The 15,230-nt window shown below is 45.4% G+C and carries 12 protein-coding genes and 2 pseudogenes; 1 reads left to right on the top strand and 13 read right to left on the bottom strand.

Annotated elements, in window-relative coordinates; translation table 11 throughout:
* Positions 1 to 259: 259 nt before the first annotated feature.
* Positions 260 to 940 (top strand): ribonuclease III, encoded by a 681-nt coding sequence (rnc, locus tag BUR09_RS12195; protein WP_074217226.1) that lies wholly within the window; start codon positions 260 to 262, stop codon positions 938 to 940.
* A gap of 76 nt (positions 941 to 1,016) precedes the next feature.
* Here rnc and BUR09_RS17265 read toward each other — a convergent pair whose 3' ends face one another.
* From BUR09_RS17265 to dapF, 13 genes and pseudogenes are all read right to left on the bottom strand, one after another.
* A complete protein-coding gene (locus BUR09_RS17265) occupies positions 1,017 to 1,316 on the bottom strand; it encodes a flagellin (RefSeq protein ID WP_281248152.1) in 300 nt (99 codons plus the stop codon).
* 795 nt (positions 1,317 to 2,111) lie between these two features.
* Positions 2,112 to 2,528: pseudogene (locus tag BUR09_RS17260) on the bottom strand (flagellin N-terminal helical domain-containing protein); the annotation flags it as partial.
* Positions 2,529 to 2,662: 134 nt separating this feature from the next.
* A complete protein-coding gene (locus BUR09_RS16980) occupies positions 2,663 to 3,010 on the bottom strand; it encodes a flagellin (RefSeq protein ID WP_245796741.1) in 348 nt (115 codons plus the stop codon).
* A 1,208-nt stretch (positions 3,011 to 4,218) separates the two neighbouring features.
* Positions 4,219 to 4,639 (bottom strand): annotated as a pseudogene (locus tag BUR09_RS16730) (flagellin N-terminal helical domain-containing protein); the annotation flags it as partial.
* 459 nt (positions 4,640 to 5,098) lie between these two features.
* Entirely contained in the window at positions 5,099 to 6,721 is a 1,623-nt protein-coding gene (locus BUR09_RS12170) for a flagellar hook-length control protein FliK (RefSeq protein WP_074217225.1), read from the bottom strand.
* A gap of 240 nt (positions 6,722 to 6,961) precedes the next feature.
* Positions 6,962 to 7,702 carry a flagellar motor protein MotB gene (locus tag BUR09_RS12165; protein WP_074217224.1) on the bottom strand — a complete coding sequence of 247 codons (741 nt, stop codon included), beginning with the start codon at positions 7,700 to 7,702 and terminating at the stop codon, positions 6,962 to 6,964.
* 1 nt (position 7,703) lies between these two features.
* On the bottom strand, positions 7,704 to 8,456 hold the full coding sequence (locus BUR09_RS12160) for a motility protein A (RefSeq protein ID WP_074217223.1): 753 nt from the start codon (positions 8,454 to 8,456) through the stop codon (positions 7,704 to 7,706).
* Positions 8,457 to 8,460: 4 nt separating this feature from the next.
* Positions 8,461 to 9,576, bottom strand: a complete 1,116-nt coding sequence (locus tag BUR09_RS12155) for a FapA family protein (RefSeq protein WP_074217222.1) — start codon at positions 9,574 to 9,576, stop codon at positions 8,461 to 8,463.
* Between the two features lie 13 nt (positions 9,577 to 9,589).
* The gene (locus BUR09_RS12150; protein ID WP_074217221.1) at positions 9,590 to 9,934 is read right to left on the bottom strand and encodes an STAS domain-containing protein; all 345 of its coding nucleotides are present in this window, start codon (positions 9,932 to 9,934) and stop codon (positions 9,590 to 9,592) included.
* 342 nt (positions 9,935 to 10,276) lie between these two features.
* Positions 10,277 to 10,744: a D-aminoacyl-tRNA deacylase gene (dtd, locus tag BUR09_RS12145; RefSeq protein ID WP_074217220.1), complete on the bottom strand. Its 468-nt coding sequence runs from the start codon at positions 10,742 to 10,744 to the stop codon at positions 10,277 to 10,279.
* 2 nt (positions 10,745 to 10,746) lie between these two features.
* Complete coding sequence (locus tag BUR09_RS12140) at positions 10,747 to 12,669, bottom strand: long-chain-fatty-acid--CoA ligase (RefSeq protein WP_074217219.1); 1,923 nt, start codon at positions 12,667 to 12,669, stop codon at positions 10,747 to 10,749.
* A 169-nt stretch (positions 12,670 to 12,838) separates the two neighbouring features.
* Positions 12,839 to 13,717, bottom strand: coding sequence for a 4-hydroxy-tetrahydrodipicolinate synthase (dapA, locus tag BUR09_RS12135; RefSeq protein ID WP_074217218.1), 879 nt, complete (start codon positions 13,715 to 13,717; stop codon positions 12,839 to 12,841).
* Between the two features lie 49 nt (positions 13,718 to 13,766).
* Complete coding sequence (gene dapF / locus BUR09_RS12130) at positions 13,767 to 14,609, bottom strand: diaminopimelate epimerase (RefSeq protein ID WP_074217217.1); 843 nt, start codon at positions 14,607 to 14,609, stop codon at positions 13,767 to 13,769.
* Positions 14,610 to 15,230 lie beyond the last annotated feature (621 nt).

The following is a 15,230-nucleotide window of genomic DNA, read 5'->3' as shown; positions in this document are numbered from 1 at the left end:
TTGTGTATCTAATTGAGTGTGTGGTATGAATGTGTATTGTATGTTGCATAAATGCACTATTTATCACGCAGTTTGAAGGATAATTGGCCGAATACTGGCATCTGTATTTACATACGGTCAAAAAAGAGATAACCGCCAATGCAAACTTATACGATCACAGTTTGCTGTTGGTAAGACTTGTGTAGAAAAGGAAGGCAGTTTTCTTTTTTACCCAGGCGCTTGTCGGCAGAAAAGCACCATTGCGTGCGAGAAGGATAGTATGCTCGAAAGATTGCAAGAACACATTCGTTATTCGTTTTCACAGGTTTCTTTGCTTGAAACAGCGCTTACGCATAGTTCATTCGCTAATGAACATGGCGGAGCTATTGAACATAACGAACGACTAGAATTTTTAGGTGACGCAGTTCTTGAAATTTGCGTTTCTGAACGCTTATTTGCCAAGTTTCCAAAAGCCAGAGAAGGCATTTTAACCCGCATGCGTGCAAAGCTGGTAAGTAAGCCATCTCTTGCAGCGCTGGCTGTTGAAATGCAACTTGATAAGTACCTTAAACTTGGTAAAGGGGAAGAAGCACAGGGCGGCCGTGATAGACACTCTTTATTGAGTGATGCATTCGAGGCAGTGCTTGGAGCAGTATTCCTTGACGGTGGTTATGACAGCGCACTGAAGTATATTGATAACGTGTTTGAAAACAAATGGCCAAAAGAGCCGGAAAGCACGAAGGCAAAAGACTATAAGAGTCGTCTTCAGGAACTGACTCAGAAACGATTCAAAGATCGTCCGTCCTACACGCTGAAAAGCAGCAAGGGCCCTGAACATGCAAAAGTATTTGAGGTTGAATTGGGATTACCTGATGGAACTAAAATTATTGCTGAAGGGCCTAGCGTAAAACGTGCAGAGCAGTATGCGGCAAGCATTGCACTTGAGCGGCTTGATGTATAACTGACTGTATACAAGCCAATAAAAAAAGCCGGAGAATATTTCTCCGGCTTTTTTTATTGGGGGACGAAGTATACTGCTAGCTCTTACTAAGGAGCTGACGTGCAGTCTCCGGCAAGGAGTTTGCTTGCACAAGGATAGCCATGGCGGCGTTAGCCATGAGCTGTCGACGGTTAAATTCAACCATTTCAGATGCAACATCTACATCAGAAATGGTTGACTCGGAAGCCTGTGCATTTTCACGTTGGATAGAGATGTTATCGATAGATGCCGCAAGGCGGTTTTGTGTTGCACCAACGCGGGCACGGATTGCATCCTTTTTCACGATGGCTTTATCGATATTTTTCAGAGCCTTAAGTGCATTTTTTTGAGTAAGCACGTCGTCGTGAGCTGTTTGGCCGATACCGAGAGTCTTGGCGCTAACTTTTTCAATTTTAATGCCGTAATGGTCGAAGGCTTCGTTACGGGCACCGAAAGTAAATTTAATGGTTGTGGCAGAATCTGTTTCAATTGTTGCCTGAACAGCTTTGAGATCTGCTTTAGCCTGAGCACCGTTTTCTTCAATCTGTGTCGCGTTGAGTGTCGGAGAAGCAGTGTGCTTCGGTACTGTTGAGTAGCTGACAGTGTGTGTAGCTGGGTTGAATGTGAAGGCGATCTTCGCATTATCTGCTGCAAGCGCAGGATCAGTGCTACGCGGATCAATAAATGTTTCGGTGACTTCACCTTTTGGGTAGTCCGCAGTAACGCGAATCTGTTCTCCGGCTTTAGTGGTTACAGGGGCTGTTGTCGGCAGTTCTTCCCACGTTTTGCCGCCGTCTTTAGAAAATTCGTAGCGAACACTAGTTGCTTCGCTTGGTTCATACTGTTTACTGAGAGTGTAGCTTTCAGTGCTTACAAGCTGTTGAGCGCCAGGGGTTGCCTGTGGCTCCGGGGTGATGGAAGTAGTACCGTCAGCATTGTAGGTATAAGCTGCTTTGGTTGGAGCAGTCCCGCCTGAGCCTTTGTGTGAGAAGGTGGCGGTTGTGGTAACAGTAAAGCCGTTTTTATTAATATTTTTGAAGGTAACTGTATCGCCTGCATCGATGGAGGTAATGTTTTGTGCAGCTGTATCGACGGTAGCAGAACCGGTAGCTGTTGGATCTTCAAAGGTTTCCGTGAAGTTGTGTTGGTACCCATTGAGAAGCTGCTTAGTGTTATAAACAGAGCTTTCAGCAATACGGGTGAGTTCCTGAGCTACTTTTTGGTACTCCTCATTGATAAGAACGCGTTGTTCATCAGTGTAGGTTCCGGTCGCAGCTTGTTGTGCCAGCTCTTTCATGCGGATAAGCTGAGCATCGATAACTCCTAGAGCACCATCAGCAGTCTGGATCATGGAAATACCGTCGTTAGCGTTACGCAGTCCTTGACCAAGCGTTTTAATATCTGCGCGCATAAGTTCGCGAATTGCGAGACCTGCCGCATCATCTGCTGCTGTTCCGATACGAAGGCCGGAAGAAAGACGCTCGGTGGAAGTTCCAAGAGCCTTGTAACTCTGGTTAAGGCTGTATCTTGAATTAACTGCCAGCATATTATGGTTAATGGCCAAAGACATATTGTATAACCTCCGTGTTCTACAAAGCTATCTGCAGCAGTACTGGTGCCTGTTAAGCAGCATACGAAAAAGTGTTGGAAAAAAAGCCGGGGAAATATTCCCCGGCTTTAATTGTAGTAAGGGGACGGACGGGTTTAGCGTGCGTCAAGGAGTTTCTGAGCCATTTTCGGCAGGGAGTTAGCCTGTGCGAGCATGGACACTGCAGCGTTGGTCATGATCTGAACTTTGTTGAATTCAGTCATTTCGGTCGCAACGTCTACGTCAGAGATGCGGGATTCAGAAGCCTGCAGGTTTTCTTTCTGGATAGATACGTTTTCAATGGTTGCGGCAAGGCGGTTCTGAGTGGAACCGATTTCTGCACGGATTTCATCTTTACGACGGATCGCGATGGTCAGGTTATCCAGAGCTTTCTTAGCATTTTCTTTGGTTTCAACGGAGTCGCCTGCTGCTTGACCAACGCCAAGGGATTTAGCAGAAGCCATGTTGATGTAAGTATCGTAGCTGTCGGTTGTCTGACTGCCGGAGCCAAAGTGTATGTTTACAACAACTAAGTCTTCAGATTTCACTTTTATCTGAGTGGTAGACTTCTGAGGCTGGATGCCAATAGTTGCAGGTTTTGCAGCTTCGTCTTTAACGGTGTCAGTCATACCAAGCTTGAGGCCATACCCAGTCTTGGTAAAGGTGAATTTCCCGTTAGTGTTGTTAGAGAAGGTGTCACGAACCTTTTGGCCATTGCCAAAATCAGCTGTGATGCGGAATTTTTTAACAGCTGCTGGCAGATCAGCTGTATTACCTGGAGTATCACCAAGAGATACTTTTTCCCAAGTATTTGTTGTTTCATTAAAGGTTTCAATTTCAAATTCTTTTACAGGACGTTTCTCTGTACCGTAAGAAGAGGAAGCTGAAGAATTAACTTTTGAAACTTGATCAAGCTCACCAGTTCTACCGTTGTGGGTGAGTGTTGCACTTGCTTTGTCAGAGAATTTGGAAACTGCCTCATTAGTAACAGTAGCACCAGTTTTTGAAGTATGCTCAAAGCTTTTTTGAGCTGCAACTTCAGATGTTACTTTAATGGAAGTTTTAGAAGCTGCTTTGGTTTCAATTGTGTAGTCCGTACCAGCAGCTACTGCTTTAAGATCAAACTGGTTATCGGTATTGGAAAAGGTGTCACGGACAATGGAACCATCATCTTTTGTTACGGTGATTCGGACTTCATCACCATTATCTGTAGTAACGGTACCAGCGTCAACTTGTTTAGTAATGTCAGCCCATTCGCCACCTGGAGCACGTTTTTCAACGATAACCGTGTCGCCTTTATAGCTTGTCGTTGCAATTGAAGATTTGATATCGGTGAAGCCAGAAAGGATTTCACCAGTATTCATGTCGATCTTGGCTTCGTCAGTAGTGGCCTGATCTACTATGTTGTTAACTTCTACAAGTCCGGAACGAGCTGTATAGTCAAATGCTTTGTCAGCGATAGTCGCGGTAGGCCTTGCAAACGTTGTGATGTTGTTTCCATCTGTTGTTTGAGCGCCAAATCCATCAGCAGCAGCAGCAACGATTTTTTCGCTTGTAGGTCCATCGACTCCCCAAGTCTCAGTGTTACCGTCTGATCTAATTTTTGTAGCTGCTTTGGTTTGGCCAGCGATAGCCTGAGCGACACTTTTTTCAACTTCGATATCTTCACCAGAACCAGCAAGAAGTTTTCTGCTGTTGAAATCGGTATCCTGTGCGATACGGGTAATTTCTTTAGCCATGAGCTGGTATTCTTGGTCGATCATTTTACGCTGAACATCGGTGTAAGTACCGGTTGCTGCCTGCTCGGCAAGCTCTTTCATGCGGATGAGCTTCGCATCGATAACGCCGAGAGCGCCGTCCGCGGTCTGAATCATTGAGATACCGTCGTTTGCGTTACGCAGACCCTGACCGAGGGTTTTAATATCTGCACGCATAAGTTCACGCATTGCGAGACCTGCAGCATCGTCAGCTGCGGTGCCAACGCGGAGACCTGAAGAAAGTCTACGGGTAGATGTTGCGAGTTTACCGTAGGACTCGTTCAGGTTGCGGGTTGCGTTCACTGCCATCAGGTTGTTGTTAATAACTAAAGACATATTGTATAACCTCCATGTTTTACTGATTTGTATAAAGCAATGGTGGTGCCAACTTTAAAAATGCTAATATAAACAGTATGTTAATATTTTATAAAGAAAAATTAAGCTCATCTTTATATAAAATTCAGGTCATTTTTTCCTTATAATGCGCGGACAGTATAAGCAGATTCTAATAAGAGAGGCAGGATTTGCAGGGTGGCAGGATTGGAAAGGGCTGTGGAGAATATGTGGGCAATATTTTCCAACAGGTGATCACAGAACCCATCAATCAATGCGACATGACCTGTTGTTGTCGTGTGAGGAAGACAGTTCTGTTTGGAGTGGGCAGTTATTGCAGGAAGTGGGTAGGGGGAAGGAGTTGCTGGATTGTGTTTGAACCTGTTCACAATTAGCTTTCAGATGACCAAACAAAAAAAGCGGCAGACTTTTCAGACTGCCGCTTTTTTTGTTTTCCGTGTGCTAGGCAACAAGATACAAACCATTTAGTGAATGAACTGATTGTGGCGGGAGTGCTGTTCCGTTAATCAGATCTTGTTTAGCATTTTTAAGCTGACGGAACTGCTGTTTTGCAAGGAAACGTTGTTGCGCTTCCTGCTGTGCGTTGTGCTGTTCTGCGTCTTTCCATCCTTGATCATTAAGATGATTGTGTGCCCCGGTCTGGACATCAATTTTATCAACTTTAAGACCTTGTGCTTCCAGAGAGGCACGAAGTGCGTGGATGTTTTCCTGTACTGCCTTGGCCGCTTCTGGATTTTCAGTGCGGATGCTTGCAGCAACTTCACCACGTTTAGTGGATACCAGTACTGTAACCGGACCAAGGTCAGCTGCATTAACTTTTAATGAAAGCTGGCTCACGCCGTTGCGCAGTGATTTGAAAACACCGCTCTGAATCTGTTCCAGAATAGTAGTGTTGGTCTGCTTAAGTGCTGTACTCTGGTTGAGAAAATCTGTCATGGTTGCTGCGGTGGACTGTCCCATAGAGGATGTGTCTGCTACAGCAACATTATTAAAGAAGTTCATCCAAGTGTTGCCGGAACCGTTCTGGTTGCTGTTTAGCAAGGAGTTTGCATCAGAACCGGTTGAGTCTGCACCGGAAGCACTGGCAACAGCGGCTGCGGTGAGTGTTGTCAGGCCGTTCTGAGTATCTGTAGAAGATAGTGCAGACTGGGCAGTTGTAGAAGTAGAACCATCTTTACTGTTAACACTTGTCATCAATCCAAGGCTTTTTTCAGTTGCCTGATCTGTGCGTAAAATCTGCGCAGCAGCTTCTTCCTTGGTGGCGTGGATGCCTGCTGAAATTTTTTCGGTGCCTTCAATAGCTTTTGCAATAAGAGGATTAAGCTGCTGTTTAATTTTTTCCAGCAACTTTTCACCTGAAGCGTTTTGCGCATCAAGAGATGAATCAAGAAGAGCAGCAAGCTGTTTTAAGTCAGTGCTGGTCATCTTTTCATTGGCACCGTCAACCATGCCCTTGAGCTTGGCAAGCGTGTTTTTGTCAAGCTGCAGTCCCTTGCCAAGCGCAAGCAGTTCTCCTTGATTAATGGAGAGTTCTGCTGTTTCATCTACATTTTTTAATGCATCAGAAATGGCACTCCAAGCCTGATCAGTTTTTCCGGCCTGAAGGTCAGCAAGAATGTCGTTAGTCTTGGCTGGGTCAATCCCGACCTGCTGTAGGAAAGAGGAAATATTATTTCGTGCACCGGGAGTAAGTTCTCCTGCTTCCGGTTTGAAATCAAACTGTGCAGTCTGTTTGAGTAAGCCGAAAAGACTGTCCCAAGTAAGGGACTGGTCATCAACCTGATCCTTAAGACGCTTGAGTGTGTCTTCCTGTACGCCGGCTTTCTCTAATGTCTTTTCAATTTCTTTAAAATCATCTGAACTAATCGGAAGATTTTTAATTGAATTGACCCCCTGATGAAAAGACTGGGTTTCAGTTTTGTGAGCTTGATTTTTGCTGGCACGGTATTTTTCACTATTTTTTTGAACGGTTTCGAAAATAGCGTTAAAGTCGGTCCCCGCTGAACCAGCTGTCGAAAAATTCTTAACCTGTTTGGTTACATATGCAGTAGGCGAAATTTGCATCTTGGCACTCCTTGCCTAATGAAAAGCAAGAAGTGTTCCACAGAAAAATTCAATAAAATTGAAGTATTAGTTCTGTGTTGTCGTGGGAAAATATTGCCCATGCATGCAGGAATTGTCATGTAGCTAGTGGAAAGGGGCTGCTGAGAGTGGAGTGTTGGTTTTGCTTGTTGACTAAAAAAGGCGGCCTCATCAGAAGCCGCCCTTGTAAATCTAAAGTGGAAAGATATGCCGGAATACAGGCTACCAGCTTTTGTCCTCAGGACGGTGGATATAGAATTCCATCCTGTTGTTAAGCCGTTTGTTTTCTTCTGTAGTGTTTGGCAATAACGGACGCGAATCTGAATAGCCAACTGCTTTTAAGCGTGAAGCCGGAATGTCGGAACGAGACATAATGGCTCGCAACAGTGCAGCAGCACGGGCAGAGGAAAGTTCCCAGTTTGTAGGGTATGCTTCCGTTTGGGCCAGAGTATTGGATGTATGCCCGCGAACAACCATGTTTACGGTGTGCTGCTTCAAAATGTTAATGGCACCGTCTAATAGTTTTTCACTTCCAGATTTCAACGAAGCAGAACCGGAATCAAAAAAGCTTGTTACCGGAATGCGGAGAATAAGTCCTTTGTTATCCGCAGTTACCGTTGCAACTTTTTGCAGTGATGGATCTTCCAGCATGTAACTTTTTATTTCGAGCAACAAGCCAAGAATCATCTGATCTTCTTTCGCAAGCTTTACATCAGAACGTTCGAATTTTGTCGGGGAAAACGCAGCAAAGTTTGCTGTCTTACGTTTTACCTGAATACCGAACGCGTTTTTAACTGAGCCTGCAAGCGTCTTGAATTTGTTAGCGTCTTGCTGGGCAAACGAAAGCAGAAGAACGAAGAAGCAAAGAAGCAGCGTCACCAGATCGGCAAAGGTTGCCATCCAGAGCGGTAACCCTTCTTCTACTGGTGGTTCGTCCCCACCGCGTTTTCTAGAATCAGACATACTATCGTTCCTGACGTTTTGACGGCGGGAGGAAGGAGTTTAATTTCTCTCTTACGATGTTCGGGTGTTCGCCATTTAAAATAGAAAGCACGCCTTCTGTCATAAGTTCCATGTTCAGGGCTTCTTCGTTTGAACGTTCCTCAAGCTTTTTAGCAAGGGGAAGGAAAATGCAGTTTGCCAGAACAGCGCCGTAGAAGGTTGTGAGCAGCGCAACCGCCATAGCAGGGCCAATAGCAGAAGGATCATCCAAAGCCTGAAGCATACGTACCAGACCGATAAGGGTACCGATCATACCGAAGGCAGGAGCCATGTTCCCCATGCCTTTGAATACTTCTTGTCCTGTGCGGTGACGTTTTTTCATAATTTCAACATCAATTTCCATAACAGAACGGATGAGTGATTCTTCTGTGCCATCCGCAACAAGGAGAACGCCGCGTTTTAAAAACGGGTTGTCAATGTTTGCCTTTTCGAGTGCGACAAGGCTTTCCTTGCGTGCGCGGTCTGCAAGGTTAATTACAACGTCGATAGAATCCAGTGGATCAGGCGCCTTGGAGAAAAAAGCCTTCATCCCCACTTTCATTGACCCCAGAACTGTGCCAAGGGGGAACATAATGAAAGCTACTGCAATGGTACCACCGAATACAACAAGTACTGAAGGTACGTCGATAAACCCTGCGGGACTCCCACCAATGGCGATAGCACCGACGATGAGTGCTAACGAGCCGAATAAACCGATTATAGTTGCTATATCCATATAATTACTTCTTGATAATTGCTGGGGAGTTGAAGCGTAGTTCACCGTCTCGTAAGCTGACAGCTACATTTTCCAGATAGTCGTTAATCTTGGTGTAGTGTCCGCCGATACTAATTTCTACACCCGGGCGGATTGTACCCGGCACAATGACCCGACAAAGTTCTGAGTTAGCGTTTTTTTTCATTAAGTTCATAATGCGCCGTTGTTCTCTGCGTAATGAGCCCATTCGTTTCTCTTCAAATTCGAGTTTCGCCCGATTTTCGCTACGATGGAGGTCACTTTTGGCACTAATCTTTAATAACTGTTTAATTTTTTCATCAACTGCTGAAATTTTTTCCTCAATGCTCCCAAGTTTCCTCATTAGAGCAGGGGGGTACCCCATAATGATGGATGTAGGGGTATTGATGCCGCCACCAAGCTGTTCGCCAACATATACCATGTTGTTAGCGTATACCTTGCCGCCTTGCAGTCTCTCTTTGACGACAAGCGTTCCATTTAACGACATGTCTGTATGGAGGGATGATCCTTCAATATAAATGTCGTTGCCTGCATGCAGTTCGCTGTTTTCACAAAATCCAGCGCGAATATTACTTCCGGCGTCAATAACACAGGATTTTGCACCCTTGATTCCTTTTTCTGCTGTGAATGCAGCCAAGGCTCGGATTGTTGCACCTTCTACAGTACCTTTTGCCAGAATGTTGCGTGCCAGCAGTTCAAATCCTGTCCGTACAGTTCCGTGGACGCAGAGGTCGTTTACGTAAATCACGTTTCCGGTACTGTAGTTAACATCACCATGGATATTCAGTAGCTTTTTTACTGAAATAAGGTCTTCATGGTAAAAGACATATCCATTTTTTTCGGCAAGGAGCTGGTGGCTGTTTTCAGGATTAACCATCGTATTCGGTCCTGCCGGAAGTACGGGTGAGTCAAAAATAAACTGCGGGTCTAAAGATTCTGTATTTTCCGGAGTTGGTACAAATTCAGCGAGAACTTGACCAGCGATAACGTTCTGCACGTAACCAAGGCAGTGGTGATCAACACGACCGCCGGAAGCGGCAGCTGGTGAGAGCTTTGTGTGGTTGAAAAAGGGGTCGAAGTAGTGGCGTAAATAGTAAGTCATACGAAAGCTCCCACTAGAGAGGAAGGCTAGAAAGCATATCGTCCTCGTTCCGGAAAAGATTAAAAAACCGCAGTAGTTCTTTTTGTTGCAGAAGTTCGAGGAAGTGTCGTGGAGGGGAAAGGATGTACAAAACTTTCCCGTGACCGCGCACTCGTGAGTTTAAGTACACAAGCAGATGTAGCCCGGACTCGTCAATCTCCCCTAAGTCTGACAAATCCACTACAAGGTGCTGGTAGTCTTGAACTGCTACAAGTGTTTCAAAGTATTCCTTAAATGGTTGGCATAGTTCATGTGTTAGGTCATTCTTGCACAGAAGAACTAGCGCAGAGCCTAATCTGAACGTCTTAGCTGGATTCATGTGGTTCTCGATTCTGTAATGCCACTCTAGAAACGGTAGGTGAACAATGTGCATCCTAGCCGCAGACCCTGAATTTATCCCAATACGAACTCTATCGGTTCGTTCCCCTATAACCTTATAGGTAAGTGCGTTTTTTAATATAAAATGTCTAGAACTGCAATTTAAGGATTGGCCTCTACTCTGGAAAAACGCTGGAAAACAGCGAGTTACTATTTGTTGCGGTGGTGTATGCCAGTAGGGATTATGGTACTTACTTAAGATGCGGTGAGTATTAGTGGCTGGTAAAAGAAAAGGCCGAACGCATAGTGTCCGGCCTTTATTAGTAATGTTTTTAGTATGTAACTAGGCAAAGTCTTCAGATGAGAGCATGATGGTTACAGGCCCCCAGTTGATGAGCGATACATCCATGTCTGCTCCGAAAACGCCGCATTGTACTAAGTCTGGCAGCTCCGCCTTGCAATGTGCCACAAAGGTGTCGAACAGCTTTGTAGCTACAGCAGGAGGACATGCAGACGTAAACGAAGGTCTGCGGCCGCGTTTGCAGTCTGCGTACAAGGTAAACTGAGGAACCAGAAGCAGGCTGTGGCCCGTATCTTTAAGACTCAGGTTCATTTTACCTTGTTCATCAGAAAAGATGCGAAGACCGATCATTTTTTGCAGCATGGTGTTCCATACCGCTTTAGACGGCAAGTCTTCTGTATCCTGTGCACCAAATCCTACAAGAACAACAAGTCCGGTGTCGATGGAAGCAACGGATTTGCCGTCAATGTGAACGGCTCCGTTTTTCACTCGCTGAAGTAATAGTTTCATTGTTATTGTACGGTCTTTGTTTCTGCGGTTGCTTCAACTGCAGTGTCGTTTGTGGCAGCGGTAACGGTTTCTGCAGTTACTGGTGCATCATCAGCCTGAATCTGTTGGTCCTGCTGTGGAGCCGTTTCTGCCTTTGTCTGTTCAGGAGCAGTTGTTTCAGCGGCAACCTGATTAGGAGCTGGTTGGCTTGCTGCTTCAGCAGAAGCTTCAGCTTTAGATGCAGCTTTTTTAGAATCCTGCTTCTTCTCTTCCTCATTACGTAAGGCTCGGCGCAGAACTTTACCAACAATTGTTTTCGGCAGCTCATCGCGGAATTCTACCTGCTTAGGAACCTTGTAGTTTGCAAGCTTTTCGCGACAGTGGGAAAGAATTTCCGATTTGGTAAGTTCTTCACCAACCTTAGGTACAATGTAAACCTTGATGATTTCACCACGAGTTTTGTGCGGAACACCTACAGTAACAGCTTCCTGAACCTTCGGGTGTTCGTAGAGCACCTCGTCGATCTCACGCGGGTATACGTTGTAACCGGCAACGATGATCATGTCTTTCTTGCGGTCAACAATGTAGAAGTAGCCTTCTTCATCCATTGTGGCGATATCGCCGGTGTACAACCAGCCGTTACGCAGGGTTGAGGCAGTTTCGTCCGGACGGTTCCAGTAGCCCATCATAACCTGCGGGCCACGGATAACAAGTTCGCCAATTTTTCCGGTAGGGAGTGGAACACTGCCCACTTCCATGTCCACGATGCGGGCTTCAGTGTCTGGGAATGGCAGACCAATAGAGCCGTTTTTGGAAACACCCATCAGCGGGTTCAAGTGTGTTACCGGAGACGCTTCTGTAAGGCCGAAGCCTTCAAGTAGCTGTGCACCGGTAATTTTTTTGAACTGGCGCATCTGTTCAACCGGCATCGGAGATGAACCGGAAATACAGTACTTGATGCAGCTTAAGTCATACTGGGAAAGAGTTTTCTGCTGCATGAGTGAAATGTACACAGACGGGGCACCCGGGAAGATAGTCGGCTTGTACTTTTTTATTCCGTCAAGAACGTCTTTCGGCACGTACCTTGGGAAAGGAATAACAGTTGCTCCCAGCGCACAAGGGAATAACATACTTACAGTAAGACCAAACACATGGAAATAAGGAAGTAATCCGAGGAACGTATGATGTTCTTCTGAAATTCCGCTCAGCATTGCATAGCACTGTTCAACGTTGGCAGTAATGTTGGCGTGAGAAAGCATTACACCTTTGGAAATGCCTGTTGTGCCGCCTGTATACTGCAACAATGCAATAGAGTTTTTAGGATCCTTGATAGGAACACTTAACTGTTCTTTAGATTCAAAAAGAGCCTTCCATGGAAGAACGGATTTGTTGTCGTATGGAACGTTGATGTGCGTTTTCTGCCACTTATTTTTTAACGTAAAAATAGTGTTTAGCGGAAAACATAACGCATCAGAAACACGGGTAACAAAGTACTTCTCAATAGGTAACTTTTTGCGCAGTTTTTTAATTTTAGGCCACACAAGATCAAGCGTAATCATGTGCTTTGCGCCGCAATCATGAATTTGGTGAACCAGTTCCTTCTCCATGTAGAGAGGGTTGGTCATAACAACGATGCCACCAGCCTTGAGCACTCCCCAAAATGCAATAATGGTCTGGGGCAGGTTCGGCATCATGATTGATACGCGATCTCCTGGCTTAACGCCTTGTTCGCGCAGGTTAGCTGCAAAGCGTTCTGCCAGTGTGTGAAGCTTTTTGTATGTAAGTTTGTAGTTTTTAAAAATAGCTGCATTGCGTTTAGGCGTTTTTTCAGCCGCCTCATCAAGCAATGTAGGGATAGAAATATTTTTGTATTTCAGGTTCGCCGGTACTTCCGGATCATAGTTGTCCAGCCACGGGCGTTCGAGTGGTAAATCCTGTTCGTTCATATCGTATTAGTATTGCTAGGGTTGATATGATGTTCAGTCGTCATTTTTGTTAAAGATTAGTACCTCGTGAACACCGATAGCGCAACCCCTATAGGTGGGAGGAGTACCTTATAAAAAAAGTAAAGCCCGCAACTGCGGGCTTTACTTACATATCATGATGTTACGTCTGCTATAAGATACCAGCATCCGTCATAATGGATTTAAGTTTTTCTAAGTTGTCTTCTGCAAGTGGAACCATAGGCAGTCTGAAGTCTGTATCCATTTTGCCCTGCAGTGCAAGGGCTGTTTTAACAGGAATAGGGTTAGACTCAATGAACATGGCACGGTTCAGTGGCTGCATTTCATAGTGCAGCTTACGTGCGGTAGCAATATCACCTTTGTCCCATGCCTCGCACAACTGCGCCATTTTCTTTGGCAGCAGGTTGGATACTACGGAGATAACGCCAGCGCCGCCGATTGAGAGCAGTGGCAGCAGGGTGAAGTCATCGCCGGAGAGTACGTTGAGGGATGTGCCGCTTTGTTCAATAATATCAGATGCCTGAGTGAGGTTGCCTGTTGCTTCTTTAATACCGACAACCTGAGGAATGTCTTTATGCAGACGAGCAACAGTAGAAGGCAGGATGTTGCTACCGGTTCTGCCCGGTACGTTGTATAGCACCATAGGAATGCTGATGGTATCAGCAATATGTTTAAAGTGCTGGTAAATGCCTTCCTGAGTTGGTTTGTTGTAGTAAGGGCTGATGAGAAGTACGCCGTCTGCACCTGCATCCTTAGCAAACTGGGTGAGGTGAACAGCTTCTTTAGTGTTATTGGAACCAGCACCTGCAAGAACCGGCACACGCTTGTTTGCCTGTTCTACACAGATTCGAATAGCTTCCTTATGCTCATCGTGAGTAAGAGTAGCAGATTCGCCAGTGGTGCCGCACGGTACTAAGCCGTGGATACCTTCAGTAATCTGCCATTCAATATGCTCGCGAAAGCTTTCTTCATCAATTTTGCCATTTCGAAATGGAGTTACCAGTGCAGTATAGGCTCCGGAAAAATTCATATAGCCTCCTCATGTGGGCAAATGTGCTGCCCGCAGCGGGTTTGTAGTGTTAGTCTAACGTGAGTCCGAGGGATTCAAGCACAGCATTACCAGTGTAAACAACGAGCGCTTTACCCTTCAAGAAAACGCTGTCACCTTCGATAGATATGCTCAGAATCTCTCCGCCAGAAGACTTTACACGTACATTAGTGCCGGTCAGCCCAAGGGCGTGTGCTACAACAACACCTGCCACGGCACCAGTACCGCAGGCAAAAGTTTCATCTTCAACGCCGCGTTCGTACGTGCGAAGATGTACGTTTTCGCGGTCAATAACACTCATAAAGTTCGCATTGGTACCCGCAGGGGCAAATACATCGTGGTAACGTACAAGTGCACCAAGCTCTTTTACGTTCAATTTGGATGCATCTTCAGCAAGGTAAACAGCATGCGGAACTCCGGTGTTAACAAAATGAATTTCGTCGTCACCGTCTTTCAACGTAATTGTTTTGTTTAATTCCAGTCCTTGAGGTGGTGTGAGTTCAACTTTGATCTCACCGTCGTCGCAAAATTCTGCGCGAATAGGGCCTGCGTCAGTTCCAAATGTATGAACTGGGCCAGCAAGACCGATCTGGACTGCAAGTTTGGCAGCGCAACGCGATGCGTTACCGCACATCTCTGCTCGGGAACCATCGGCATTGTAGAAATGCCAGCGGTAATCAAGAGTGGTGTCATCTGACTCTTCCAAGAAAACGAGGCCATCTGCACCTACGCCGAATGCGCGGCGGCAGATTTTCTGAGCCCACTCACTCATATGTGAAACAGGCACATTGTATTCCCGATTGTCAATGAAAACAAAGTCATTGCCGCAGCCCTGCATTTTGTAAATAGCTACGTGCTCCATGGTAGGATTCATGAGAACTCCTGGTGTCGGCAGAAAGTGCCCGTTTCTGCATCAACACCCAAAATAAAAGCATTATGTCTTGTTTTCTGGCTCCGTAAAGCAATATACGGCTACAGAAAAAGGGATGAAAAAAATTTCATCATCAAATCAATGTAGTGTGTGTAAGACCGCCTAATGGTGTGCAGCATTAGACGACTTAAGTTGGCTACTCCCTATGATTCTGCTGCACAAAAGAGAGAAGGTCAACCCGTTACTCTCAACAGAGTGAAAATGTTTTATCACTTACAGATATTAATCAATATCTCTAACCTGAAATAACAAGTTTGGGTTGTCGTATTGGATGGTGTTTTGCTTGTTGTCTCTTTCTTTGATTTCTTATCCTAAGGCGTTGTAGAAAGGTTCCTATCAATCACCAGAAGCCTTTAAGGACTAAGCACGCCTGTTCGTTAAGGCATTGTTTGCCGGGAAGGGGTTATCTTATCGTAATTTGTTGAGAGGTAGTGAACGTCTGTTTTGTCTGAAGGATGTTTTTTTTGATGTAGCATTCAACAATTGTTAACAATTTTTATCATAGCTAATGGGACAACTGTATATGGTTTACACACTAGATGGAACTCGTAAGAGAAAGAAGAA

Origin of the sequence: Halodesulfovibrio marinisediminis DSM 17456 (assembly GCF_900129975.1) — a bacterium.
Lineage (GTDB): Bacteria > Desulfobacterota > Desulfovibrionia > Desulfovibrionales > Desulfovibrionaceae > Halodesulfovibrio > Halodesulfovibrio marinisediminis.
The sequence above is the reverse complement of the archived record's forward strand: the minus strand, read 5'-3'. Positions and strand labels throughout refer to the sequence as shown.

Excerpts from the sequence above, each read along its gene's own strand:
- BUR09_RS12160 (WP_074217223.1), bottom strand. The coding sequence starts at position 8,456 with ATGGATATAGCAACTATAATCGGTTTATTCGGCTCGTTAGCACTCATC.
- BUR09_RS16980 (WP_245796741.1), bottom strand. The coding sequence starts at position 3,010 with ATGGCTTCTGCTAAATCCCTTGGCGTTGGTCAAGCAGCAGGCGACTCC.
- dapF (WP_074217217.1), bottom strand. The coding sequence starts at position 14,609 with ATGAATCCTACCATGGAGCACGTAGCTATTTACAAAATGCAGGGCTGC.
- dtd (WP_074217220.1), bottom strand. The coding sequence starts at position 10,744 with ATGAAACTATTACTTCAGCGAGTGAAAAACGGAGCCGTTCACATTGAC.
- rnc (WP_074217226.1), top strand. The coding sequence starts at position 260 with ATGCTCGAAAGATTGCAAGAACACATTCGTTATTCGTTTTCACAGGTT.
- BUR09_RS12140 (WP_074217219.1), bottom strand. The coding sequence starts at position 12,669 with ATGAACGAACAGGATTTACCACTCGAACGCCCGTGGCTGGACAACTAT.
- BUR09_RS12170 (WP_074217225.1), bottom strand. The coding sequence starts at position 6,721 with ATGCAAATTTCGCCTACTGCATATGTAACCAAACAGGTTAAGAATTTT.
- BUR09_RS12165 (WP_074217224.1), bottom strand. The coding sequence starts at position 7,702 with ATGTCTGATTCTAGAAAACGCGGTGGGGACGAACCACCAGTAGAAGAA.
- dapA (WP_074217218.1), bottom strand. The coding sequence starts at position 13,717 with ATGAATTTTTCCGGAGCCTATACTGCACTGGTAACTCCATTTCGAAAT.
- BUR09_RS12155 (WP_074217222.1), bottom strand. The coding sequence starts at position 9,576 with ATGACTTACTATTTACGCCACTACTTCGACCCCTTTTTCAACCACACA.
- BUR09_RS12150 (WP_074217221.1), bottom strand. The coding sequence starts at position 9,934 with ATGAATCCAGCTAAGACGTTCAGATTAGGCTCTGCGCTAGTTCTTCTG.